This is a genomic window from Cellulomonas sp. ICMP 17802, from assembly GCF_041295535.1.
In the GTDB taxonomy this organism is placed as follows: Bacteria; Actinomycetota; Actinomycetes; order Actinomycetales; family Cellulomonadaceae; genus Cellulomonas.
The window spans coordinates 146,418-168,515 of the sequence record NZ_JBGFQZ010000002.1 but is presented as its reverse complement, the minus strand read 5'-3'; the positions used below and the strand labels follow the sequence as shown (position 1 = coordinate 168,515).

Here is a 22,098-nt window from a genome sequence, read left to right as displayed (position 1 = left end):
CGGCCCCCGTTCCTCGGACAGGCCACCGTCGGGCCCGCTAGCGTCGGCGGTGGAGACCGACCACCCGGAGGACCAGATGGACCCGAGCCCGCTGCAGCCCACCGGCTTCGACGCGGCCTTCAGCGCGGTGTTCGCGATCGTCGCGGTCCTGATCCTGGTGGGCATCGTCTCGTCGGTCGTCGTCGCGGTCCGTCGGCGCACCGTGCTCCGCGACGCCGGCCTCGACCCCCTGACCGCCGACGCCCAGGTCCTCGCGCAGATGCACCACCGCCTGGATCTCGCGCCGGACCGCTCGGTGGAGCGCTCGGCGGAGTCACGGCTCGCGGAGGCGGTCGACCTCCACCAGCGCGGGCTCATCACCGCCGACGAGCTCGGTGAGATGCGGCAGCGCATCCTCGGCGAGGTCTGACGCGCGGTCGGCGCTCTCCGCCAGGAGGTCGGCCAGCACCGCGGCGAACCGCGTGCCGATCAGCCGGTGCGCCGGCGCGTCCGGGTGCAGGAGGTCGCGCATCGGCAGGGCGTCCCACTCCGGCCAGCCGTAGAGGGACAGCCCGTCGACGTAGGTCAGGGCAGCGTCGGCGCGCGAGGCGACCACCCGCTCGAGGGCCGACCGGATCACCGTCAGCGAGAGCTTGCCGTCGGCGACCTCGGACGGGTGACCGCTGGTGCGGAACACCGTGGGGTCGGCCGGGTCCAGCGAGGTGGGTCCGGGAGTGTCCTCGACGAGCGGGCAGAGCAGCGGCGAGACGACGACCACCGGCGTGGTCGGGTGGCCCTCGCGGACGGTGTCCAGGAAGCCGTGCACCGCGGGGACGAACGACCGCAGGCGCATCGCGTCGTGGTTGACCACGTTGATGCCGAGCTTGAGCGTGATGACGTCGGCGCGCTGGTCCCGGATCGCGCGGGCCACGAACGGGTCGAGCAGCGCGTTGCCGGAGAACCCCAGGTTCACCAGGTCCAGGCCGGCGGCACGCGCGGCGACCGCGGGCCACGTGCCGAGCGGGGTGTCCGCGCCCGCGCCGTGGCTGATCGACGAGCCGTGGTGCACCCAGCGCGGGGCGGCGACCGGGCTCGGTGGCTCGATGTCGGCGTCGGCGTCCAGGGCGACGAGCGTCGTCGTCTCGCCGTGCGGCAGCCACACCTCGACGTCGCGCACGGACCGACCGTCCCCGCCGAGGGCCAGCTCGACGGAGGTGACGGGTCCCGGGCGCTCGACGGTGGTGCCGCGCACGGGCTCGAGGTCGACGACGCCCGACTCCCCCGCGGCGGCGCCCGCGACCTCGGCGCCATCCACCAGCAGGCCGTACGGCTGGGGCGCCGCGGGCGGCTGGGGGGCGACCGCGACGCGGAGCACCCGCACGTCCAGACGCACCGAGCGGGCCGCGGTACGGAAGCGCAGCCGGACGCCGGCCGGCTGCGCCTCGACCATCGCCGCGAAGTCGTCGGGCAGCTGCGGCCGCACCCAGGCGGGGAGCCGGTGGGGCAGCCCGCCCTCCAGCCACGCCGCCCCGCGGACCTCGACGCGCGGGTCGGGCAGCGCGAGCCGCATCAGAAGACGTTCCCGTGGTCGCGGAACTCGCGCCAGACGTTCTCGAAGAAGTCGTCGTCCTGCGGGATCGGCCGGCGGGGGCGCCAGCGGAAGACCGGCTCACCCGCGGGGTCGTCGGCGGACGGCACCCACGACGCCTCCTGCACCTCGTCGTCCAGCGCGCCGCCGTCGAGGGCGAACCGGAAGACGTCGGGCAGCTGCTCGAGCCCGTGCGGGAGCTCGCCGGAGGCGTCGGTGTAGAGGACCGAGCCGCGCGACCGGCCGCCGTGCGCGACGTAGTCGGCCATGGCCGCGAGGTAGACGTACGCGCTGGTGAGGATGTCGCGGACGAGGAAGACGCGGTTGACCGAGCGGCGCGACGAGGCGTCGGCGGACACGGTCGCCTCGAAGGACGACAGCCAGTCGTGCACCTGCGCGAGCGCCTCGCGGATCGACGCCTCCGAGCGGACCGGCCCGGCCTTGGCGCTCATGAGCGCCTGGACCTCGTGGAGGAGGTCGCCGGTGTTGTCGGCGACGCCGTCGGAGGCGCGCGCCGTGGAGGCCGCGACGAGCGCGAGCGCGGCGTCGAGCACGGGCCTCGCCGCCTCGTCGAACGGCCCCGGACCGGCCGAGCGGCGCGCGGCGATGAACTGCGCCGCCCTCGTCGCGCCCACCTGCCCGCTGTTCAGCGCCGCGCCCCCGGGACGGTAGACGCCGTGCGCGCCGCCGGCCTCGCCCACCGGGAAGAAGCCCTCGACGTTGGACTGCCACCACGCGTCGACCACGAGCCCGCCGTTGTTGTGCTGCGCGCAGACGTCGACCTCGAGCATGGTCGTCTCGAGGTCCACGTACGGGTTCTTGCCCAGGTAGAACTGGTACGCGGGCTCGTTCATGCGCCGCAGCCGCTCGATCGGCGTCCCGAAGAGGACGCCGGCCCGGTCGAGGTACTCGTACGCCTCGGGGCTCAGCGCGCTCGGGTCGAGGTCGGGGCGGACGGGGTTGCGACGGAAGTCGAGGAACACCCGCCGCCCGCGCAGCACGGTCTCGCGGTAGACGAGCAGGTCGATCAGCGAGGAGCCGTCGCGCGCCTTCCGGATGTCGAACGGCCACTGGTACCCCTTGAGGAACACCAGCGACAGGAGCTGCCCGTAGTCGCCGACGGCCTCGGTGAGGAACTCCCGCTCGTCGCCCCCGTCGGCGTCCGTCGACACGAACGTGGGGATGACCTGCATGTACGTGCCCGAGACGTTCCAGCGCGGGTGGGTGGATGCCAGCCCGAACTGCCACTCGGTGAGGTTCTTGCCGTGCACGCCGGCCCGGTAGGCGGCACCGGACGCCCCCCACTGGCCGTGCGGGAAGACGCGCGTCGCGTACATCCCGGCCGGGCCGCCGGTGGCGTAGACGAGGTTGGTGCACCGGAACAGCAGGAACGGGCTCTCGACGCCGTCGTGCGGCACGTCGGTCCGCAGCACCAGCAGCCCGGCCACGGCGCCGTCGTGCACGATCACGTCGACCACGCGGCACTCGTCGTAGATCCGCGTGCCGTTGCGGTGGACCTTCTTCTCCAGCTGCTCGACCATCGACCGGCTGGTGTACGGGCCGACGGACGTGGCCCGACGCCGGGGGTCGTGGTCGGTCTTGTAGCCGATGAACTCGCCGTACCGGTTCTGCGGGAACGGCACGCCGAGGTCGCACAGGCGCAGGAAGCCGCGGGCGCTCAGGGCCGCCTCGGCCAGCGCGTTGTCGCCGTCCATCGCCCCGCCCGCGTAGAGCGTCTCGGCCATCTCCCGCACGGAGTCGCCGTCGCCGCCCGACAGCGTGAGCTTGTAGTACGTCTGCTTGTCCGAGCCCGCGTTGCGCGACGACCCCGCGTTGACCTTGTCGGCCACCATGACGACGTCGGTCTGGCCCAGCTCCCACAGGCGGTCGGCCGCGCAGAACCCGGCGGAGCCGGTGCCGACGACGACCGTGTTGACGGTGACGACGGGAACCCCGTCCAGCCGGTCCATCACAGCACCGGGATGTGCATGCCGCCGTCGACGTGGAACACCTCGCCGGTGGAGTACGGGGTCTGGCCGGAGGCGAGGAGCGACACGGCGCCCGCGACGTCGGACGGCCGGCCCCAGCGGTTGATGGGCGCGAGCCCCTCCTCGATCAGTGCGTCGTACTTCTCGGTGACGCCCGCGGTCATGTCGGTCGCGATCACGCCCGGCCGCACCTCGTAGACGACGATGCCCGCGGGGGCCAGACGCACCGCGAACAGCTGCGTGGCCATGGCGACGCCGGCCTTGGAGACGCAGTACTCGCCGCGGTTGGTGGACACCGCGGTCGCCGAGATGCTCGACACGTTGATGACGGTGGCGCGCGGGAGGGTGTCGGAGCCCAGCGCGATCACGCGGTTGGCGAACGTCTGCGTGAGGAAGTACGGACCGCGCAGGTTGATGCCCAGCACGCGGTCGAAGCTCTCGGGGCCGGCCTCGAGGAGGTCCGCCCGCACGGCTGGAGCGACCCCGGCGTTGTTCACCAGCAGGTCGAGGCGACCCCAGGCCTCGACCGCGTCGTCGACGAACCGGGCGTGGTCCTCGAGGTCGGCCACCGACCCGCGCACGTAGCGCACCCGACCGGGCGCGCCCAACGACTCCAGCAGCTCGGTCGGCTCCTCGCGCGTGGCCAGGATCGACACGGCGAAGCCGTCGGCGAGCAGCCGCTGCGTGATCCCGAGGCCGATCCCCCGATTGCCCCCGGTGACCAGTGCGACTGCCGGCATCGTTGCCTTCTCTCGTGTGCGGGACGCGCGCGTGACCTGCGCGTCGGTCTCGATCGTGCCACGGGAGGACGGTCGAGGGCAAGCGCTTTCCGTCCGACGACGTGGGCCGCACGGATGGAACGGGCGCCCGCTGCCCGAGGCTCACCAGGTGCTGTCGCCCCGGAGCACCACGTCGGACCCGCCGTCGACGAAGACCAGCTGCCCGCAGAGGTGGGTGTTCTCCTCGCTGACCAGCCACGCGAGCAGGTGGCCCGGGACGTCGGGCTGCATGTACCCGTGGAGCGGCATGGGGACCATGTCGGCCATCGCGGTGCGCTGCTCCTCGGTCGCGATCATCTCCGCCGTCATCGGCGTCTCGACGATCCCCGGGCCGATCCCGTTCAGCGGGATGCCCGCGCCCGCCCACGCCGCCGCCGCCGCGACCCGGCGCATCCACCGGCTCAGCGCGACCTTGCTCGACGCGTAGATCAGCTGCCCCAGGCCGGCGTCGACCAGCTCCTGCGCGCGGGCCATGGCCTTGGACTCGTCGCCGGCCAGCGCGGCGTCCACCAGCAGGTCGTCGTGCGGCATGAGGCTCGCCATGGAGCTGGTGAGCGCGGCGCGCGGGGCGTCGGAGGCCAGCAGCAACGGGCGCAGCCCGTCGAGGGTGGCCACGGCGCCGAAGAAGTTGACGGCCACGGTGGCTGCGACGGGCAGCGCCAGGCCGGCGTTGGCGATCACCGCGTCCACGGTGCCGCCGCTGAGCTCCCGGACCTGCTCGACCAGGGAGGCCCGGCCCTCGGCGGTGGTGAGGTCGACGGTGACGTCCGCGTCGTGGAGGTCCACGCCGATGACCCGGTCGCCGCGATCACGCAGGATCTCTGCGGTCGCGAGCCCGATGCCCGATGCCGATCCGGTGATGACGACGGTGCGCATGACGACTCCCTCGGGACTGGGCCCGACGCCTTCGAGGGGCCTCGTCTCCACGCTAGGAACCGTGCCGGCCCCGGGGATACGGACCTTCGACCCCCTCAGGGCAGGCGCGCACCCGCGGGGACGTCGATCTGGTCGTAGACCAGCACGCGGGGCGTGCCGGCGAGGCTCGCGTGGTGCAGCACCTCGGCGTTCTCCTCGACCGCGACGGCCACCTTGAACGCGAGCTTGAGCGAGACGCCGACCGACAGCAGCCCGTGGTTGGCCCAGACGACCGCGTTGACGTCGTCGCCCATCAGCTCGGCGCTGCGCCGCCCGAAGTCGGCGTTGGTGGAGAACTCGAAGGGCATCACCGGCACCGGACCCTTGGCGTACAGGACCATGTTGAGCAGCACCGGGTCGATCCGCCGGCCCAGGGCGCCCAGCACGTTCACGAACGTCGACTCGGTGTGCACGATGGCCTGCGCGTCAGGCCGCCGGCGATAGTGCGCCAGGTGCACCGGCAGCTCGGTCGACGGGAGCAGGTCGCCCTCGAGCACCGTGCCGTCCAGGGCGACGACCACCATGTCGTCCGGGGTCATCGCGTCGTAGCGGACGTCCGACGGCGTGATCACGATCGCCTCGGTGCCGTCGTCGGCGGGCAGGCGGACGCTGATGTTGCCCTGGGTGTTGAAGTTGAGGCCGGACCGGACGGACTCGCGGCAGTAGTAGAGGATCTCCTCGCGGACCTGCACCGAGGCCCGGGAGATCGTCGGCTGGAGCATGGCGGTGGCCTTCCTGGTTGAATCCTTTCAACCAGGATTCCGTGCCGGTGGGCGGGCGGCGAGGGACCTTGGTCCTCGCGACGGCCGAGACGCGCCCGGCACGATGGCACCACCGGCGCGCGGATCCGTCCGCAGCGGCCCCGCGCGTCGGTCCTCCACCGCGTCACGCTCCTGCTGCGCCCCTCGCGTGAAGACTTGGTTGCGCTCAGCGCAACGAACCCTTCACGCGGAGCGCCGGGCGGTCGACGCGCCAGCCGCCCGCCGATCCGCGGACGTCGGCCACCACCGCATCGCGCTCCGGCTCCACCCCCTTCGCGTGACGACTTGGTTGCGCTCAGCGCAAGGAACCCTTCACGCGACGTGCCGAACCGACCGTCGCGAGGCCCTGTCGACGAGCGACCCGGTCCTCCGCGGCGGCCCACTGGCGGTCGGTCGGGCCGCCGGTGGCGCCGGGCTCGTAGCGGCGCAGGTCCAGGCCGCGCGCCCCCACGGCCCGCAGGGCGCCGAGGTCGCCCGCGAGCACCCCGGCCGCCCGCGCCTGCACCAGCACGTTGCCGAGCGCGGCGCCCTCGACCGGTCCGGCGACCACGGGCAGCCCGGTCGCGTCCGCGGTCAGCTGGCAGAGCAGCTCGTTGCGCACCCCGCCGCCGACCACGTGCACGACGCTCACGGGCCGGTCGGCCAGCTGCGCCGCCTGCCGCACCGCCCCGCGGTAGGCCAGCGCGAGCGAGTCGAGGATGCAGCGCACGGTCTCGGCCTGCGACTGCGGGGGCGTCTGCCCCGTGCGCGCGGCCTCCGCGGCGATGCGGGACGGCATGTCCCCGGGCGGCAGGAACGCCGGGCCGTCGATGTCGACCACGGTGGTGAGCGCCGGCACGCGCGCGGCGGCCGCCAGCAGGTCGGGCAGGTCGGCGGGCAGGCCGGCCTCGTTCCACGTGCGGATCGACTCCTGCAGCACCCACAGGCCCATGACGTTGCGCAGGTACCGCACCGTCCCGTCGACGCCGGCCTCGTTGGTGAAGTTGGCCGCGCGGCCGGCCTCGGTCAGCACCGGCCGGTCGAGCTCGAGGCCGACCAGCGACCAGGTGCCGCACGAGATGTAGGCGAAGTCCGGGCCCGTGGCCGGGACCGCGACGACCGCTGAGGCGGTGTCGTGCGAGCCGACCGTCCACACCGGCACGGAGCCCAGCAGGCCGACGTCCTCGCGCACGTGCCCCAGCAGCACGCCGGCGTCGCGCAGCGGCGGGAGCAGGCCCGGGTCGATGCCGAGCCGGCCGGCGAGGTCCGGTGCCCAGGCCCGGGTGGTCGCGTCGAGCAGGCCCGTGGTCGACGCGTTGGTCACCTCGGCCACCTGCACGCCGGTGAGCCAGTAGCCCAGCAGGTCGGGGATCAGCAGTGCGCGGCGCGCGGCCGCCAGCGCCGCGGTCCCCTGGGCGGCGACCAGCTGGAACACCGTGTTGAACGGCTGCACCTGCAGGCCCGTGCGGGCGTAGAGCTCCTCGGCCGGGACGGTGGCGAACACCTTCTCGGGCACGCCGTCCGTCCGGCCGTCGCGGTAGTGGAACGGGTTGCCCAGCAGCGATCCGTCGGCGTCGAGCAGCCCGTAGTCGACCGCCCACGAGTCGATGCCGACCCCGTCGAGCTCCCCGACCTCGCGGGCGGCCGCGCGCAGCCCGTCGAGGATCCCCCAGTACAGCCCGAGCACGTCCCAGTGCAGCGACCCGCCCACGCGCACCGGCCCGTTGGGGAACCGGTTGACCTCGTGCAGGGCGACCCGGTCGTCGGCCACGGTCCCGACGATGACCCGCCCGGACGACGCCCCGAGGTCGACCGCGGCGAACGCGCTCATCGCAGGAAGGCCGCCGCGACGCCGGAGTCGACCGGCACGTGCAGCCCGGTGGTCTGCACCAGGTCGGGGCCGGTCAGCGCGAACACCGCCGCGGCCACGTGCTCGGGCAGGACCTCCTTCTTGAGCAGGGTGCGCTGCGCGTAGTACGCGCCCAGCTCCTCCTCGGGGACCCCGTAGACCGCCGCGCGCTTGGCGCCCCAGCCGCCGGCGAAGATGCCCGAGCCGCGCACGACGCCGTCGGGGTTGACCCCGTTGACGCGGATGCCGTGCTCGCCCAGCTCGGCCGCGAGCAGCCGGACCTGGTGGGCCTGGTCGGCCTTGGTGGCCGAGTAGGCGATGTTGTTCGGGCCCGCGAACAGGGAGTTCTTCGAGGCGATGTAGACGATGTCGCCGCCCATGTCCTGGGCGATCATCGCCCGCGCGGCCTCCCGGGCGACCAGGAACGAGCCGCGCGCCATGACGTCGTGCTGCAGGTCCCAGTCCCGCACGCTGGTCTCCAGCAGCGGCTTGGAGATGGACAGGCCGGCGTTGTTGACCACGAGGTCGACGCCGCCGAACGCGAGCGAGGTCTCGGCGACCAGCCGGGCGATGTCCTCCTCGGAGGTCACGTCGGCCTGCACCGCGATCGCCACGTCCGGACCGCCCAGCGAGGCGGCCACCTCGGCAGCACCCTCCAGGTTGAGGTCCGCGATCACCACGCACGCCCCCTCGGCGGCCAGGCGCTCGGCGATCGCGCGCCCGATGCCCGACCCGGCGCCGGTCACCAGCGCCACGCGGGTGGCCAGCGGCTTGGGCTTGGGCATGCGCGCGAGCTTGGCCTCCTCCAGCGCCCAGTACTCGATGCGGAACTTCTCGGCCTCGTCGATCGGCACGTAGGTGCTGATCGCCTCCGCGCCGCGCATCACGTTGATCGCGTTGACGTAGAACTCGCCGGCCACGCGCGCGGTCTGCTTGTCCTTGCCGAACGAGAACATGCCCACGCCCGGCACCAGCACGATCGCCGGGTCCGCGCCGCGGATCGCGGGGCTGTCCGGCGTCGCGTGTCGGTCGTAGTAGGCCTGGTAGTCGGCGCGGTAGGTGGCGTGCAGCTCCTTGAGCCGGCCGACCACCTCGTCCAGCGGAGCGTCCGAGGGCAGGTCCACCACCAGCGGCTTGACCTTGGTGCGCAGGAAGTGGTCCGGGCAGGACGTGCCCAGCTCGGCGAGGCGACCGAGCTCGGCGCGGGACACGAAGTCGAGCACGACCTCCGAGGAGGTGTAGTGGCCGACCTGCGGCTTGTCGGTCGACGCCAGGCCGCGGATCACCGGCGCGAGGGCGGCCGCCCGGGCGCGGCGCTCGTCGTCGGGAAGCGCCGTGACCACCACGTCACCGAACGGGTGTGGACCCGTGCGGGAGGCGATGAACTCCTCCGCGGTCCGCACGATGTGCAGCGACCGCTGCTCGGCCTCCTCCGACGTGTCCCCCCAGGCGGTGATGCCGTGCCCGCCCAGGATGCAGCCGATCGCCTGCGGGTTCTTCGCCTTGATCTCCGCGATGTCCAGACCCAGCTGGAACCCGGGCCGACGCCACGGCACCCACACCACCGAGTCGCCGAACACCTCCTGGGTGAGCGCCTCCCCGTCGGCCGCGGTGGCGAACGCGATCCCCGAGTCCGGGTGCAGGTGGTCCACGTGCGCGGCGTCGACCAGCGCGTGCATCGCCGTGTCGATCGACGGCGCCGCGCCGCCCTTGCCGTGCAGGCAGTAGTCGAACGCGGCGACCATCTCGTCCTCGCGCTCGACGCCCGGGTAGACGTCGGCCAGCGCGCGGAGCCGGTCGAGGCGCAGCACCGCGAGGTTCTTCTCGGTCAGCGTGCCCAGGTCGCCGCCCGAGCCCTTGACCCAGAGCAGCTCCACGTCCGTGCCCGTCACCGGGTCCGTCGCCGTGCCCTTGGCCGAGGTGTTGCCCCCGGCGTAGTTCGTCGTGCGCGGGTCCGCCCCCAGCCTGTTCGACCGCGCGACCAGCTGCTCTGCGACCGTGCTCATGCTCCCCATCCCGCCTGCGTGCCGCCGACCCGCTCGGCGACGATCTTCTCCGCGTACCCCGACGCCTTGTACGCCCCGATCGGATCGGGGTCGAGGCCCTGCGACTCCCTCAGGGAAGCGAGCAGCGGGCGCACGTCGGTGTTGTACGCGTCCATCACCAGCCCGTTCGCACCGAGCACGTCGCCGGCGGTCTGGGCCGCCAGCAGCGCGTCGGCGTCGACCAGCAGCGCCTTGGCCGTGGCCTCCTGCACGTTCATGACCGAGCGGATCTGCCCGGGGATCTTCGGCTCGATGTTGTGGCACTGGTCGAGCATGAAGTTCACGCCGGAGCCGGGCGCCAGCGCTCCCGACTGCACGATCTCGTGCATGATCCGGAACAGCTGGAACGGGTCGGCCGAGCCGACCATGAGGTCGTCGTCGGCGTAGAACCGCGAGTTGAAGTCGAACGCCCCGAGCCGGCCCGCGCGCAGCAGCTGGGCGACGATGAACTCGATGTTGGTGCCCGGCGCGTGGTGCCCGGTGTCGAGCACGACGAACGCCCGGTCCCCGAGCGCGAGGCAGTGCAGCAGCGACGTGCCCCAGTCGGGGATGTCCATCGAGTAGAACGCCGGCTCGAAGAACTTGTACTCGAGGATCAATCGGTGGTTGTCGTCGAGGGCGGCGTAGATCTGCTGCAGGGAGTCGGCGAGCCGGTCCTGCCGGGCCCGCAGCGAGTCCTGGCCGGGGTAGTTCAGGCCGTCCGGCAGCCACAGCTTGAGGTCCGTGGACCCGGTGGCGCGCATGACGTCGATGCACTGCAGGTGGTGCGCGACGGCCTTCGCCCGCACGGTCGCCGACGGGTGCGTCAGCGAGCCCAGCATGTAGTCGTCGTCCTGGAACAGGTTCGAGTTGATCGCCCCGATCGACACCCCCAGCCCGCGGGCGTGCGCGGCCAGGTCGTCGTAGTCGTCGACCAGGTCCCACGGGATGTGCAGGCTCACGCGCGGGGCGACGCCGGTGTACTTGTGCACCTGCGCGGCGTCGGCGATCTTCTCGTACGGGTCGCGCGGCACGCCCTGCTGGGCGAACACCTTGAACCGGGTGCCCGAGTTCCCGAACGCCCACGAGGGGAGCTCGATGGTCTGCTGGGCCAGGACGTCGTGGATGGTCATGCGCGGAGCTCCTGGGGATGGGTCGGGAGGCCGGCCGCGAGCAGCTGGTCCTCCAGGTGGAACACCTCGTCGAGGACCGTGAAGCCCTCGTCCGGGTTGCCGTCGTCGACGAAGAACTCGCTCATCTCGGCCTGCCAGCGCGGGTTCACCGCGGTGCGGGTCATGGCCTGCTGAGCGGCGGCGTAGTCGTCGGTCTCGAGGTAGCCGACGAGCAGCCCGTCGGGGGCGAGGAACAGGGAGTAGTCGCGCCAGCCGGTGTCCCGCAGCGCCTCGAGCATCTCGGGCCACACGGCGGCGTGCCGGGACCGGTACTCGTCCAGCCGATCGGGCCGGACGTGCGAGACGAAGCACACGCGGGTCATGCCGACGCCTTTCTCGAGTCGTCTTTGAAACGATTCATGCAATGTACGGAGGTGCCCGTCGACCTGTCAAGGGGCCGGGCGCGGACCCGCACCCGGCCCCTTGCGGAGACTCAGAAGTCGAAGTTCCCGATGTTGTCCTTGTTGAACTTGTACGGCTCGCCGAGCAGCACCGTGGCGTCGGCGCCGACGGTGAAGTCGCCGAGCTTTCCGGCGGTGAAGGTGTCGCCCTCCTTGCCGGTGATGTCGCCCTTGACCAGCGCGTCCGCCGCGTAGGCGGCGAGGAACCCGAGGTCCTCGGGGTTCCACAGGGCGAACTCGGTGACGGTGCCGTCGTTGACGTACTCGCGCATCTGGTTCGGGGTGCCGAGCCCGGTCACCGCGACCTTGCCCTTGTAGTCGGAGGTCGAGATGTAGCGGGCGGCGGCCGCGATGCCGACCGTCGTCGGCGCGATGATCGCCTTGAGGTCGGGGTGCGACTGCAGCAGGGCGGCGGTCTTGTCGAACGACGTCTGGTCGTTGTCGTCGCCGTACACGGTGTCGACGAGCGTGATGTTCGGGTGGTTGTCCGCCAGGTCCTTCTTCATCATCTCGATCCACGCGTTCTGGTTCGTGGCGTTCGCGCTGGCCGACAGGATCGCGATCTCGCCGGCGTCGCCGATCTGGTCGGCCACCATGTCGATCTGGACCTTGGCGATGCCCTCGGCCGTCGCCTGGTTGATGAACAGGTCGCGGCAGGTCGGGTCCGTGTCGGAGTCGAACGTGACGACCTTGGTGCCGGCCTGGCGCGCCTCGTTGAGGGCGTCGCAGATCGCCTTCGGGTCGTTGGCCGACACGATCAGGGCCTTGGTGCCCTGCTGGGCCGCGGTGTTGATGAACGGCACCTGCGCGTCCGGCGAGCCGGCGTCCGGGCCGACCTCGGAGAAGGTGCCGCCGAACTCCTCGGTCGCCGCCTTGGCGCCCTTGGTGCTCGTGTCGAAGTAGGGGTTGCCGAGGTTCTTGGGCAGCATGACGACGGACACGTCGCCGCCGGATCCGCCGCCGCTGCTGGAGTCGGTCGAGCCGCCGCTGCCACCGCTGTCGCCGGAGCACCCGGCGATCGTGAGGGCGATGGTCACGGCCAGTGCGGCCAGTGCTGCGGGCCGCTTGTTGGTGAACTTCATCGTTCTTCCTTCCTGGGCAGGTTCGCGTGCGGTCAGGCCGGGCTGGGTCGTCCGGCCGTGGGGAGTGCCTTCGCGGGGCGTTGGCGTCGGCGGACGAACCATCCGACGACGCTCGTGGAGATCACCGACAGGACCAGCAGGGCGCCGATGATGATGTTGATGACGTTGACCGTCACGCTCTCGAGCCGCAGGGCGCTGGAGATGACGCCGATCAGCAGCACGCCCGCGACGACGCCGTGCAGCGCGCCGCGGCCGCCGAAGATGGACACGCCACCCAGCAGCACCGCTGCCACGACCTGCAGCTCCATGCCGGTCGCGTTGTCGCCGCGCGCGCTGCCGTAGCGCAGGGTGAAGAAGACTCCGGCGAACGCCGCGACCACCCCCGACAGGACGAACAGCGTGAGCTTGGTGCGCGCGACGGGGACGCCCGAGAAGTGCGCGGTGTCCGCGCTCAGGCCGATGTCGTACACGCCCCGGCCGAACGGCGTGAAGTGCAGCAGGACGACGAACACCGCGGCGAGCACCACGATCGGGACGACGATCACCGGGAACTGGCTCCCCCCGATCCGCGCGGTCGCCAGGTGGGTCCAGCGCTCGGGGAAGTCGGTCACGGCCTTGGTGCCCAGCATCCCGACGGCGATGCCGCGGTAGAGCGCGAGCGTGCCGATGGTGACCGCGAGCGAGGGCAGCCCGACGTAGGCGACGAGGAACCCGTTGAGCAGGCCGCACAGCACGCCGACCGCGAGGGAGACGGTCGCCGCCGCGGGCACCGAGAAGCCGGCCTCGGTCAGCACGCCCAGCGTGACGCTGCTCAGCCCGACGACGCTCGCGACCGAGAGGTCGATCTCGCCGGTCACGATCACGAGCGTCATGGGCAGCGCGATGAGCAGGATCGGCGCGGTGTCCAGCACCAGGTACGGCAGCGTGAGCGGGTTGCCGAAGTTGGGCACGGAGCGCAGCGAGTAGAGGACGACCACCACCAGGAGGGCGATCATCGCCATCTCGCGGGTGAGCAGCACCCGCTGCCACAGCGGCTTGGCGTGGGCGGGATAGCTGCGGGCCATCAGGCGTCCCTCGCTTCGACGAGCCGGCGGGCGTTGCGCATCGCGAGCACGCGGTCGAGGACGATCGCGCCGATGATCAGGACGCCGACGACGGCCTGCTGCCAGAAGTCGGGGATCCCGAGGATCGGCAGGGCCCGGTTGATCGTGACCAGCAGCACGGCTCCGAGCGCGGCGCCCCAGACGGTGCCGCTGCCGCCGAAGATCGCGACCCCGCCGATGACCGCGGCCGCGACGGCCTGCAGCTCGATGCCCACGCCGGCCCCGGAGCTGATGGTCCCGTAGCGGGCCGCGTAGACCACCCCGGCGACACCCGCCAGCGACCCGCACAGGACGAAGGCACCGAGCACTCGGCGACGCACCGGCAGGCCGAAGAGCACGGCCGCGTCCGGCTCGGACCCGATCGCGTACAGCTCGCGCCCACCGCGCGCGGTGTACAGGTAGTAGCCGACCACGACGAGGAAGACGAGCGAGATCATCGTCAGCACCGGGATCGTCGCCAGCGTCCTGGTGCCCAGGGCGAGGAAGGCGTCGGGCAGGTCGGACGCGTTCACGCGGTTGCTGCCCGCCCAGGTCAGCACGACGCCCCGGTAGATGTAGAGCGTGCCCAGGGTGATCACGAGCGCGGGGACCTTGCCGAACGCAACGAGCACGCCGTTGATCAGGCCGAGCCCGGCGCCCGCGGCCATCGCGACGAGGAACACGACGACGATCGGGATCGACGGGTTGGCCACGAAGATGCGCCCGGACAGGTACGCGGTCAGCGCCAGGACCGACCCGACGGACAGGTCCACGTTCCGCGTGATGATGACGACGGCCTGCCCGACCGCCAGCAGGATCAGGATCGAGGGCGTGACCAGCAGGTCGCGCCAGCTGTTGGGGCTGAACAGGAACGTGTCCGTCTTGATGGTCGCGGCGGCGATCACCACGACCAGGACGATGGCGATCGCGAGCTCGCGCGAGCGCAGCACCGTGCGCACCGCCCGTCGCGCGGGCGAGAGCCGGCTGGGCTCGACCAGGACCTCGGTCACGACTGGTGCTCCAGGGTCGCGGTCGCCGCGTGCATGACGGCCTCCGGGGTGGCGTCGGCACGCGGGAGGTCGGCGGTGATGCGACCCTCGGCGACGACGAGCACGCGGTCGGCCATGCCGAGCACCTCGGGGAGCTCGGAGGAGATCATGAGGATCGCCATGCCCTGACCCGCCAGCTCGGACAGCAGCCGGTGCACCTCGGCCTTCGTCCCGACGTCGATCCCGCGCGTCGGCTCGTCGATGATCAGGAGCGTCGGCTCGGTGGCCAGCCACTTGGCGATGACGACCTTCTGCTGGTTGCCGCCGCTCATCGTGCTGCCGGTCATGTCGAGCGCGTTCGTCTTGACCTCGAGCCGCGAGGCCCAGGGTGTGGCCGCGACGCTCTCCCGGCCCGTGGTCAGCAGCCCGTAGCGGGCGATCCGCGACCGGATCACCGCGGTGACGTTCTTGGCCACGGTCGACTCGGTGACCAGGCCCTGTTGGCGGCGGTCCTCCGGGATCAGCGCCATGCCCGCCGCGACCGCCGCCTGGGGGCGCCCCGGCACCACCCGCTTCCCGTGCAGCTCCACGGTGCCGGCGTCGTACCGGTCGACCCCGAAGACCGCGCGCGCGATCTCGCTGCGGCCCGCTCCCACCAGCCCCGCCAGCGCGACGATCTCGCCGGACCGCACCGAGAACGACACGTCGTGGAACACGCCCGTCCGCTGCAGGCCGCGCACCTCCAGCGCCACGTCGCCGACCTGCGCGGGCACCTTGGGGAAGAGGTCGTCGACCCGGCGTCCGACCATCTGCGTGACGATCTCGTGCACGGACGTGTCCGCGATGGCGGACGTCGCGATGTACTCGCCGTCGCGCAGCACGGTCACGGTGTCGCACAGCTCGAAGACCTCGTCGAACCGGTGCGAGATGAAGACCAGCGCCCGGCCCTCGTCGCGCAGGCTCCGCGCGACCTGGAACAGCCGCCGGACCTCGACGCCCGAGAGGGCCGCCGTCGGCTCGTCCATAACCAGCACGTTGGCGTCCAGCGAGATGGCCTTGGCGATCTCGATGATCTGCTGGTCGGCGATCGAGAGCCCCTCGGCGGGGCGGAGGGGGTCGAGGTGCACGCCGAGGCGCGCGAACAGCTCGGCCGACTGGGCACGCATGGACCGGCGGTCGATCCGGCGCCCGGACCGCAGTGGCTGGCGGCCCATGAAGATGTTCTCCATGACGCTGAGGTCGGGGAAGAGCGTCGGCTCCTGGTAGATGACCGCGACGCCGGCCGCCTTCGCCTCGGCGGTGGACGTGAAGTCGACGTCCTCACCGTTCAGCCTGAACTCGCCCGAGTCCCGGCGGTACAGGCCCGACATGATCTTGACGATCGTCGACTTGCCCGCGCCGTTCTCGCCGACCAGGGCGTGGATCGAGCCCGCGTGGACCGTGAGCGAGCCGGAGCGCAGGGCGACGACGGGTCCGAACGACTTGGCCACGCCGATCAGCTCGAGCGCCGGGACGTCGGCAGCGACCACCATGCAACGTCTCCGTTCCGACGACAGTGTCGAGAAGGCTTAAAACGATTCAAAACTCGGGTATTCGGACCCTAGGCCCTCGCTCGGCCGCCCGTCAACGCAGTGATTGAATCGTAATAATCGCCGCGTAAGCCCCCGGTTCGCGGCGATCCGGCCTTGTGCACCATGAATCGATTCACTACGGTGTGTGGCGTTGACCTGCACGGTTGCCGCCCGACGGGCAACTAGCATCGGGCGGACGCAGAGAGGCCCGGGCCCGACGGCGCGGTCGCCGGCCGGCCGCCGGACGAGCGAGTGCGTGACGGAGAGGACGACGGTCGATGTCGACGACGACACGAGGGCGAGCAGACCGTCGCCCGTCCATCACGGACGTCGCCAAGCGGGCCGGCGTGTCCGTCGGCACCGTCTCCAACGTGCTCAACCGCCCCGACCAGGTCAGCGAGGCGACGCGCGACCGCGTGCTCCTGGCCATCGAGGAGCTGCAGTTCGTCCGCAACGCCTCGGCGCGGCAGCTGCGCGCGGGGACCATCCAGACCATCGGCGCGATCGTCCTGGACATCGCCAACCCGTTCTTCACCGAGGTCGCGCGCGGGGTCGAGGATCGCCTGGCCGCCGATGAGTACACGCTCATGCTGTCGTCCTCCGACGAGGACCCCGAGCGCGAGGCCCGCTACCTGCGGCTGTTCGAGGAGCACGGCGTGCAGGGCGTCATGGTCACGCCGTCGGCGGGCTCGCTCGACGCGCTGCTCGCCCTGCGCGACCGCGGCATCGACGTCGTGCTCCTGGACACCACCTCCCCGGTCGACGACATCTCGTCGGTCGCGGTCGACGACGTCCGCGGCGGCGCCCTCGCCATCGAGCACCTCATCGGGCTCGGCCACACCCGCATCGCGTTCATCAACGGGCCGCTCACCATCAAGCAGTGCCACGACCGCCGCGCCGGGGTGCTCGAGGCGCTCGCGACCGCCGGCCTGGACCCCGCCGACGCCCTGGTCGAGATCACCATCGGCTCGCTCAACGCGGACGGCGGCGAGGCCGGCATCGACGAGCTGTTCGCCCGCGACGGCGACCGCCCGACCGCCCTGTTCTGCGTCAACGACCTCACCGCGCTGGGTGCCCTGCGAGCGCTGCGGGCCCACGGCGTCGCGATCCCCGCCGAGATGGCGGTGGTCGGGTACGACGACGTCGTCTTCGCCTCGATGCTCACGGTGCCCCTCACGTCCGTGCGGCAGCCGACCCACCAGCTGGGCTGGACCGCCGCCGACCTGCTGCTGCGCCAGCGGTCCGAGGGCGCGTCCTTCCAGCACCAGCGGGTCCAGTTCCAGCCGGAGCTGGTGGTCCGCGGCTCCTCGGACCCGTCGGCCTGACGGGTCCGAGCCGCGACCCCGCTCCGTGGCCGTGCGAGATCGAGGGTCGGGCGCGAGATCGCGGGTCCGGATCCTCGATCTCGCGCAGAACCCTCGATCTCGCAGGGCGGGCGACGTCGCGGGTTGGCGCCGAAGTCGTCGGTGGGGGGACATCGTCAGTCGGCGGCGACATCGTCGGTGGGGACGAACTCGTCAGTTGGCGGCGAGGTCGTCAGTTGCAACTCACGACCTCGTCGCGAACTCACGACCTCGTCGCCCGGCGCCCCGAGCTTGTGGTTTTGGGACGAGCTCGAGGGCTGGGCCCGGCTCGGGGTTGCGGTCGAGCTCGCTGGTTGCGGCCGAACTGGGCGGTGGGGGTCGAGCTCTGGGGCTTGCGGTCGAGCTCGGTGGTGGCGGTCGAGCTCGGTGGTCCGGGTCGAGCTCGGTGGTTCGGACTGCCGAGCTCGGCCCGGGGCACCGACCTCGTCGGCGCCGCTCGTCGGCGAGCATCAGACCGGCGCGCATCACACCGGCGCGCATCACACCGGCGATGGACGGATCGGTAGGCAAGCGCTTACCGTGACGGTGGCACGGGCAGAGGACGACGCGAGGGAGCGGACGTGACGGAGTTGTCGGAGGGCCGGCTGAGGGTCGCCCTCGTCGGGACCGGGGCCATCGCCCACGCCCACGCACAGGTGCTCGCGCGGGACCCGCTGGCGGAGGTCGTCGCGGTCGCGGACCCGAACCCGGCCGTGCGGGACGCGTTCGCTGACGAGTACGCCGTGCCCGGCCGGTACGACGGCCTGGACCAGCTGCTCGACGCGGAGACGGTCGACGTCGTGCACCTGTGCACCCCGCCCGGCCTGCACAAGGACCAGGCGATCACCGCCCTGCGCTCCGGCGCGCACGTGGTCTGCGAGAAGCCGCCGGTGCTCTCCCTCAAGGACCTGGACGACGTCCTCGAGGTGGCCCGCGAGGTCGGTCGCGAGTACGCCGTGGTGTTTCAGCAGCGCACCGGCACCGCCGTCGGGCACGTGCAGCGGCTGCTGGCGGACGGGACGCTCGGACGCCCGCTCGTCGGCGTCTGCCACACGCTCTGGTACCGCCGGCAGGAGGACTACTACGCGGTCCCCTGGCGCGGGAAGTGGGCCACGGAGGGCGGCGGGCCGCTGCTCGGGCTCGGCATCCACCAGCTCGACCTGCTCGGGTTCCTGCTGGGCGAGTGGGCCGAGGTCGACGCCCGTGCCTTCCGCCTGGACCGCGACGTGGAGACCGAGGACACGTCGACGGCCGTGATCCGGTTCGCCAACGGCGCGATCGTGTCGGTGCTCACCACCGCGCTCGCCCCGCGGCAGGTCAGCTACGTCCGGGTCGACACGACGCTCGGCACGGTCGAGGTCGAGCACCTGTACGGGCACGACGCCCGCTCGTGGCGGCTGACTCCGGCGCCCGACGTGACCGGCGGCGAGGCCCCGGACGCTCCCGAGAGCTGGACCCTGCCGACCGACGACGAGCCCTCGGGCCACGCCCCCCTGCTGCGCGCGGTCTACGGTGCCCTGCGCGCCGGCGAGCCGCTGCCGGCGGTGGCGGCCGACCCGCACCGGTCGCTCGAGCTGGTCACCGCGATCTACGCGTCGGCCTCGCTCGGACGCCCGGTCACCCAAGCCGACCTGGCCGCCGGGAGCGAGCTGCGCGACGGCTTCCTGCACGGCATCGAAGACCGACGACCGATGAGGACCCGATGATCCAGTACGGCGGCGACTACAACCCCGAGCAGTGGCCGCTGGCCACGCGCATCGAGGACGTCGAGCTCATGCAGCAGGCGGGCGTCACGCTCGTCAGCGTCGGCATCTTCAGCTGGGCGCAGCTCGAGCCGCGCGAGGGGGAGTTCGACTTCGGCTGGCTCGACGACGTCCTCGATCGCCTCCACGCGGCCGGCATCACGGTCACGCTCGCGACGGCCACGGCGAGCCCTCCCCCGTGGCTCACGCGCAAGCACCCCGAGTTCCTGCCCGAGCTGGCGGACGGCACGGTGCTGCACCCGGGCGGGCGGCAGGCGTACCGGGTCTCCTCGCCCGCGTACCGCGAGTACGTGCTGCGGATGACGCGCACCATGGCCGAGCGGTACGGGACGCACCCGGCGCTGGTCCTGTGGCACGTCGACAACGAGCTGGGCTGCCACGTCCCGCACGACTTCTCCGACGACGCCGCGGCGGCCTTCCGGCGCTGGCTCGCGGACCGCTACGGCACGGTCGAGGCGCTCAACGCCGCCTGGGGCACGGCGTTCTGGTCGCAACGGTACGGCGACTTCGACGAGGTCCTGCCCCCGCGCAGCGCCCCGACCTACCCGAACCCGACGCAGCAGCTGGACTTCGCGCGGTACAGCTCGGACGAGCTGCTGGTCCACTACCGGGCCCTGCGGGACGTGCTCCGCGAGGTCACGCCGCACATCCCGATCACCACCAACCTCATGCTGTCGACCGGCACGAAGTGGATGGACTACTTCTCCTGGGCCGACGACCTCGACGTCATCGCCAACGACCACTACACGCGCGCCCACGACCCCGAGGCGCACATCGAGCTCGCGTTCAGCGCGGACCTGACCCGCGGGGTGGCGGGGGGCGAGCCGTGGATGCTCATGGAGCACTCGACCAGCGCGGTGAACTGGCAGCCGCGCAACCGCACCAAGCGGCCCGGCGAGATGCTGCGGCACTCGCTCGCGCACGTGGCCCGCGGGGCCGACGCGGTCATGTTCTTCCAGTGGCGGCAGTCCGCCGCGGGGGCGGAGAAGTACCACTCGGCGATGCTCCCGCACGCGGGGACCGACACCGAGGTGTGGCGGAACACCGTGGCGCTCGGGTCGGCACTGAAGGCCCTGAGCGAGGTCGAGGGCAGCCGCGTGCGCGCGCAGGCGGCCGTCGTCTTCGACTACCCGGCCTGGTGGGGCACCGAGCTGGACAGCCACCCGTCCGCGGCGGTCACCTACCCGGACCGCGTGCTCGCGCACTACCGCGCGCTCTGGCAGCGGAACATCACGGTCGACATCGTGCGGCCGTCGGCGGACTTTTCGGGCTACGCGGTGGTCGTCGTCCCCACGCTCTACCTGGTCACCGACGCCGACGCGGCGAACATCGCGCGGGCGGCGTCGGACGGCGCCTCGGTGCTGGTCACGTACTTCTCCGGCATCGCCGACGAGAACGACCACGTCCGCCTCGGCGGCTACCCGGGTGCCTTCCGCGAGCTGCTGGGCGTGCGCACCGAGGAGCTGTGGCCTCTGCAGGACGACGAGGTGCTCACTCTCGACGACGGCTCGTCGGCAGACGTCTGGTCCGAGCAGATCCACCTGGTCGAGGGGACGTCCACGGTCCGGACGTTCGCCGACGGCGACCTGGCGGGCTGGCCGGCCCTCACCCGGCGGCCGGTCGGCACCGGCGCGGCCTGGTACCTGGCGACGCGGCTCGACGCCGACGGCCTGCAGACCGTGACCGACGCGCTGATCGCGGAGGCCGGGCTCACACCGGTCGACGCCCCCGAGGGGGTCGAGCTGGTGCGGCGCCACGCCGACGACGGGCGGTCCTGGCTGTTCGTGCTCAACCACACGACCGACGAGGTGAAGGTCCCGGCGAGCGGGCACGAGCTGCTGCGCGACGAGACCGCGCCCGGGGCCGTCGTCGTGCCGCCGGGCGCGGTCGCCGTGGTGCGCGAGGGCTGATCAGAGCCCGGCGAAGCGGCCGATCGCGACGAACAGCGCGAGCAGCAGCAGCACGACGTTGACCGGCAGGACCTGGAACTCCCTGTGCTGCACGTGGTGCCGGATGGCCAGGGCCTGGATGACCACCAGGCCGGTCGCGGCGATCGGGGTGAGCACCGGGGCGATGCCCGTGGCCCAGGGCAGGATGAGGCCGACCGCGCCGGCGATCTCGGCGACGCCGACGAACCGGACCGTCCGCGCGGAGTACTCGGACGTCCACGGCATGACGGCCTTGAGCTTCTCGAGCGGCTGCGTGGCCTTCATGATCCCGGCACCGAGGTAGGCGGCGGCGAGCAGGCCGGCGACGATCCAGAGGGCGATGTTCATACTTTGGTCTCTCTCGCGGTTACTGCACTGCAGGTCGGTTACCTCTTGTGCCTGACACCATCGTGCGGAACAGTTGGGGCGAAGACAACAGGGCACACGAATGTGCCTGTGGAGGTGTCATCGGTGTCACACGACGAGGCGCTGCCGCAGGTCGCATGCTCCGGCGACGCGGTGAACTCGCAGATCAGGAGCCTTTTGGACCGCGTCGGCGACAAGTGGAGCCTGCTCATCCTCGGCACCCTGCAGGCCGGTCCGCAGCGGTTCACCGCCCTGCTGGGCGGCATCGACGGCATCTCCCAGCGCATGCTCACGCTCACGCTCCGGCACCTCGAACGCGACGGGCTCGTGCGGCGCGAGGTCTACGCCGTGGTCCCGCCCAAGGTCGAGTACGAGCTCACCGACCTCGGCCACACCCTCCTGCGCCCGGTCCTCGAGCTCGTCGCGTGGAGCCAGGAGCACGCCGACGAGATCGACGGCCACCGCGCGGCGTACGACGCGGCGCGAGGCTGACCGTCGGCGGCTGACCACGGCGAGATCGTGGGTTCGGCACGAGATCG

General features: G+C 72.1%; 19 protein-coding genes. 5 read left to right on the top strand and 14 right to left on the bottom strand.

Annotation, left to right across the window (positions count from 1 at the left end):
* The first annotated feature begins 49 nt into the window (after positions 1–49).
* Complete coding sequence (locus tag AB5970_RS04400) at positions 50–409, top strand: SHOCT domain-containing protein (RefSeq protein WP_370502689.1); 360 nt, start codon at positions 50–52, stop codon at positions 407–409.
* Here the strand turns inward: AB5970_RS04400 and AB5970_RS04395 are convergent.
* From AB5970_RS04395 to AB5970_RS04335, 13 genes are all read right to left on the bottom strand, one after another.
* Positions 314–1,549 carry an SGNH/GDSL hydrolase family protein gene (locus AB5970_RS04395; protein ID WP_370502688.1) on the bottom strand — a complete coding sequence of 412 codons (1,236 nt, stop codon included), beginning with the start codon at positions 1,547–1,549 and terminating at the stop codon, positions 314–316. The two genes, AB5970_RS04400 and AB5970_RS04395, sit on opposite strands and share 96 nt — an antisense overlap.
* Positions 1,549–3,537, bottom strand: a complete 1,989-nt coding sequence (locus AB5970_RS04390; RefSeq protein WP_370502687.1) for an FAD-binding protein — start codon at positions 3,535–3,537, stop codon at positions 1,549–1,551. Before AB5970_RS04390 ends, AB5970_RS04395 begins: the two co-directional genes overlap by 1 nt.
* Complete coding sequence (locus tag AB5970_RS04385) at positions 3,537–4,295, bottom strand: 3-ketoacyl-ACP reductase (protein ID WP_370502686.1); 759 nt, start codon at positions 4,293–4,295, stop codon at positions 3,537–3,539. Before AB5970_RS04385 ends, AB5970_RS04390 begins: the two co-directional genes overlap by 1 nt.
* Before the next feature lie 141 nt (positions 4,296–4,436).
* Positions 4,437–5,210: an SDR family oxidoreductase gene (locus AB5970_RS04380; protein WP_370502685.1), complete on the bottom strand. Its 774-nt coding sequence runs from the start codon at positions 5,208–5,210 to the stop codon at positions 4,437–4,439.
* Positions 5,211–5,305: 95 nt separating this feature from the next.
* Complete coding sequence (locus AB5970_RS04375) at positions 5,306–5,971, bottom strand: class II aldolase/adducin family protein (protein ID WP_370502684.1); 666 nt, start codon at positions 5,969–5,971, stop codon at positions 5,306–5,308.
* Between the two features lie 334 nt (positions 5,972–6,305).
* Complete coding sequence (locus AB5970_RS04370) at positions 6,306–7,820, bottom strand: rhamnulokinase (protein WP_370502683.1); 1,515 nt, start codon at positions 7,818–7,820, stop codon at positions 6,306–6,308.
* Complete coding sequence (locus AB5970_RS04365) at positions 7,817–9,844, bottom strand: bifunctional aldolase/short-chain dehydrogenase (protein WP_370502682.1); 2,028 nt, start codon at positions 9,842–9,844, stop codon at positions 7,817–7,819. The genes AB5970_RS04370 and AB5970_RS04365 overlap by 4 nt, the downstream gene beginning before the upstream one ends.
* The gene (gene rhaI, locus AB5970_RS04360; RefSeq protein WP_370502681.1) at positions 9,841–10,995 is read right to left on the bottom strand and encodes an L-rhamnose isomerase; all 1,155 of its coding nucleotides are present in this window, start codon (positions 10,993–10,995) and stop codon (positions 9,841–9,843) included. The genes AB5970_RS04365 and rhaI overlap by 4 nt, the downstream gene beginning before the upstream one ends.
* Entirely contained in the window at positions 10,992–11,357 is a 366-nt protein-coding gene (locus tag AB5970_RS04355; RefSeq protein ID WP_370502680.1) for an L-rhamnose mutarotase, read from the bottom strand. Before AB5970_RS04355 ends, rhaI begins: the two co-directional genes overlap by 4 nt.
* Positions 11,358–11,467: 110 nt before the next feature.
* Complete coding sequence (gene rhaS, locus AB5970_RS04350; RefSeq protein WP_370502679.1) at positions 11,468–12,517, bottom strand: rhamnose ABC transporter substrate-binding protein; 1,050 nt, start codon at positions 12,515–12,517, stop codon at positions 11,468–11,470.
* A 32-nt stretch (positions 12,518–12,549) separates the two neighbouring features.
* Positions 12,550–13,581 (bottom strand): ABC transporter permease, encoded by a 1,032-nt coding sequence (locus AB5970_RS04345; protein ID WP_370502678.1) that lies wholly within the window; start codon positions 13,579–13,581, stop codon positions 12,550–12,552.
* On the bottom strand, positions 13,581–14,609 hold the full coding sequence (locus tag AB5970_RS04340) for an ABC transporter permease (protein ID WP_370502677.1): 1,029 nt from the start codon (positions 14,607–14,609) through the stop codon (positions 13,581–13,583). The genes AB5970_RS04345 and AB5970_RS04340 overlap by 1 nt, the downstream gene beginning before the upstream one ends.
* Entirely contained in the window at positions 14,606–16,120 is a 1,515-nt protein-coding gene (locus AB5970_RS04335) for a sugar ABC transporter ATP-binding protein (protein WP_370502676.1), read from the bottom strand. Before AB5970_RS04335 ends, AB5970_RS04340 begins: the two co-directional genes overlap by 4 nt.
* Before the next feature lie 317 nt (positions 16,121–16,437).
* Between AB5970_RS04335 and AB5970_RS04330 the strand changes: the two genes are divergently transcribed.
* From AB5970_RS04330 to AB5970_RS04320, 3 genes are all read left to right on the top strand, one after another.
* Complete coding sequence (locus AB5970_RS04330; RefSeq protein WP_370502675.1) at positions 16,438–17,484, top strand: LacI family DNA-binding transcriptional regulator; 1,047 nt, start codon at positions 16,438–16,440, stop codon at positions 17,482–17,484.
* Between the two features lie 599 nt (positions 17,485–18,083).
* Positions 18,084–19,208 carry a Gfo/Idh/MocA family protein gene (locus tag AB5970_RS04325; RefSeq protein WP_370502674.1) on the top strand — a complete coding sequence of 375 codons (1,125 nt, stop codon included), beginning with the start codon at positions 18,084–18,086 and terminating at the stop codon, positions 19,206–19,208.
* Positions 19,205–21,175, top strand: a complete 1,971-nt coding sequence (locus AB5970_RS04320) for a beta-galactosidase (RefSeq protein ID WP_370502673.1) — start codon at positions 19,205–19,207, stop codon at positions 21,173–21,175. The genes AB5970_RS04325 and AB5970_RS04320 overlap by 4 nt, the downstream gene beginning before the upstream one ends.
* On the opposite strand, the gene AB5970_RS04315 is transcribed toward AB5970_RS04320, so the two are convergent.
* Positions 21,176–21,541, bottom strand: a complete 366-nt coding sequence (locus tag AB5970_RS04315; protein ID WP_370502672.1) for a DoxX family protein — start codon at positions 21,539–21,541, stop codon at positions 21,176–21,178.
* A gap of 123 nt (positions 21,542–21,664) precedes the next feature.
* Between AB5970_RS04315 and AB5970_RS04310 the strand changes: the two genes are divergently transcribed.
* Complete coding sequence (locus tag AB5970_RS04310; protein ID WP_370502671.1) at positions 21,665–22,051, top strand: winged helix-turn-helix transcriptional regulator; 387 nt, start codon at positions 21,665–21,667, stop codon at positions 22,049–22,051.
* Positions 22,052–22,098 lie beyond the last annotated feature (47 nt).

Bases quoted from the DNA above. Each gene is read 5' to 3' on its own strand.
- AB5970_RS04395 (WP_370502688.1), bottom strand. From the start codon at position 1,549: ATGCGGCTCGCGCTGCCCGACCCGCGCGTCGAGGTCCGCGGGGCGGCG.
- AB5970_RS04390 (WP_370502687.1), bottom strand. From the start codon at position 3,537: ATGGACCGGCTGGACGGGGTTCCCGTCGTCACCGTCAACACGGTCGTC.
- AB5970_RS04385 (WP_370502686.1), bottom strand. From the start codon at position 4,295: ATGCCGGCAGTCGCACTGGTCACCGGGGGCAATCGGGGGATCGGCCTC.
- AB5970_RS04380 (WP_370502685.1), bottom strand. From the start codon at position 5,210: ATGCGCACCGTCGTCATCACCGGATCGGCATCGGGCATCGGGCTCGCG.
- AB5970_RS04375 (WP_370502684.1), bottom strand. From the start codon at position 5,971: ATGCTCCAGCCGACGATCTCCCGGGCCTCGGTGCAGGTCCGCGAGGAG.
- AB5970_RS04370 (WP_370502683.1), bottom strand. From the start codon at position 7,820: ATGAGCGCGTTCGCCGCGGTCGACCTCGGGGCGTCGTCCGGGCGGGTC.
- AB5970_RS04365 (WP_370502682.1), bottom strand. From the start codon at position 9,844: ATGAGCACGGTCGCAGAGCAGCTGGTCGCGCGGTCGAACAGGCTGGGG.
- rhaI (WP_370502681.1), bottom strand. From the start codon at position 10,995: ATGACCATCCACGACGTCCTGGCCCAGCAGACCATCGAGCTCCCCTCG.
- AB5970_RS04355 (WP_370502680.1), bottom strand. From the start codon at position 11,357: ATGACCCGCGTGTGCTTCGTCTCGCACGTCCGGCCCGATCGGCTGGAC.
- rhaS (WP_370502679.1), bottom strand. From the start codon at position 12,517: ATGAAGTTCACCAACAAGCGGCCCGCAGCACTGGCCGCACTGGCCGTG.
- AB5970_RS04345 (WP_370502678.1), bottom strand. From the start codon at position 13,581: ATGGCCCGCAGCTATCCCGCCCACGCCAAGCCGCTGTGGCAGCGGGTG.
- AB5970_RS04335 (WP_370502676.1), bottom strand. From the start codon at position 16,120: ATGGTGGTCGCTGCCGACGTCCCGGCGCTCGAGCTGATCGGCGTGGCC.
- AB5970_RS04330 (WP_370502675.1), top strand. From the start codon at position 16,438: ATGTCGACGACGACACGAGGGCGAGCAGACCGTCGCCCGTCCATCACG.
- AB5970_RS04320 (WP_370502673.1), top strand. From the start codon at position 19,205: ATGATCCAGTACGGCGGCGACTACAACCCCGAGCAGTGGCCGCTGGCC.
- AB5970_RS04315 (WP_370502672.1), bottom strand. From the start codon at position 21,541: ATGAACATCGCCCTCTGGATCGTCGCCGGCCTGCTCGCCGCCGCCTAC.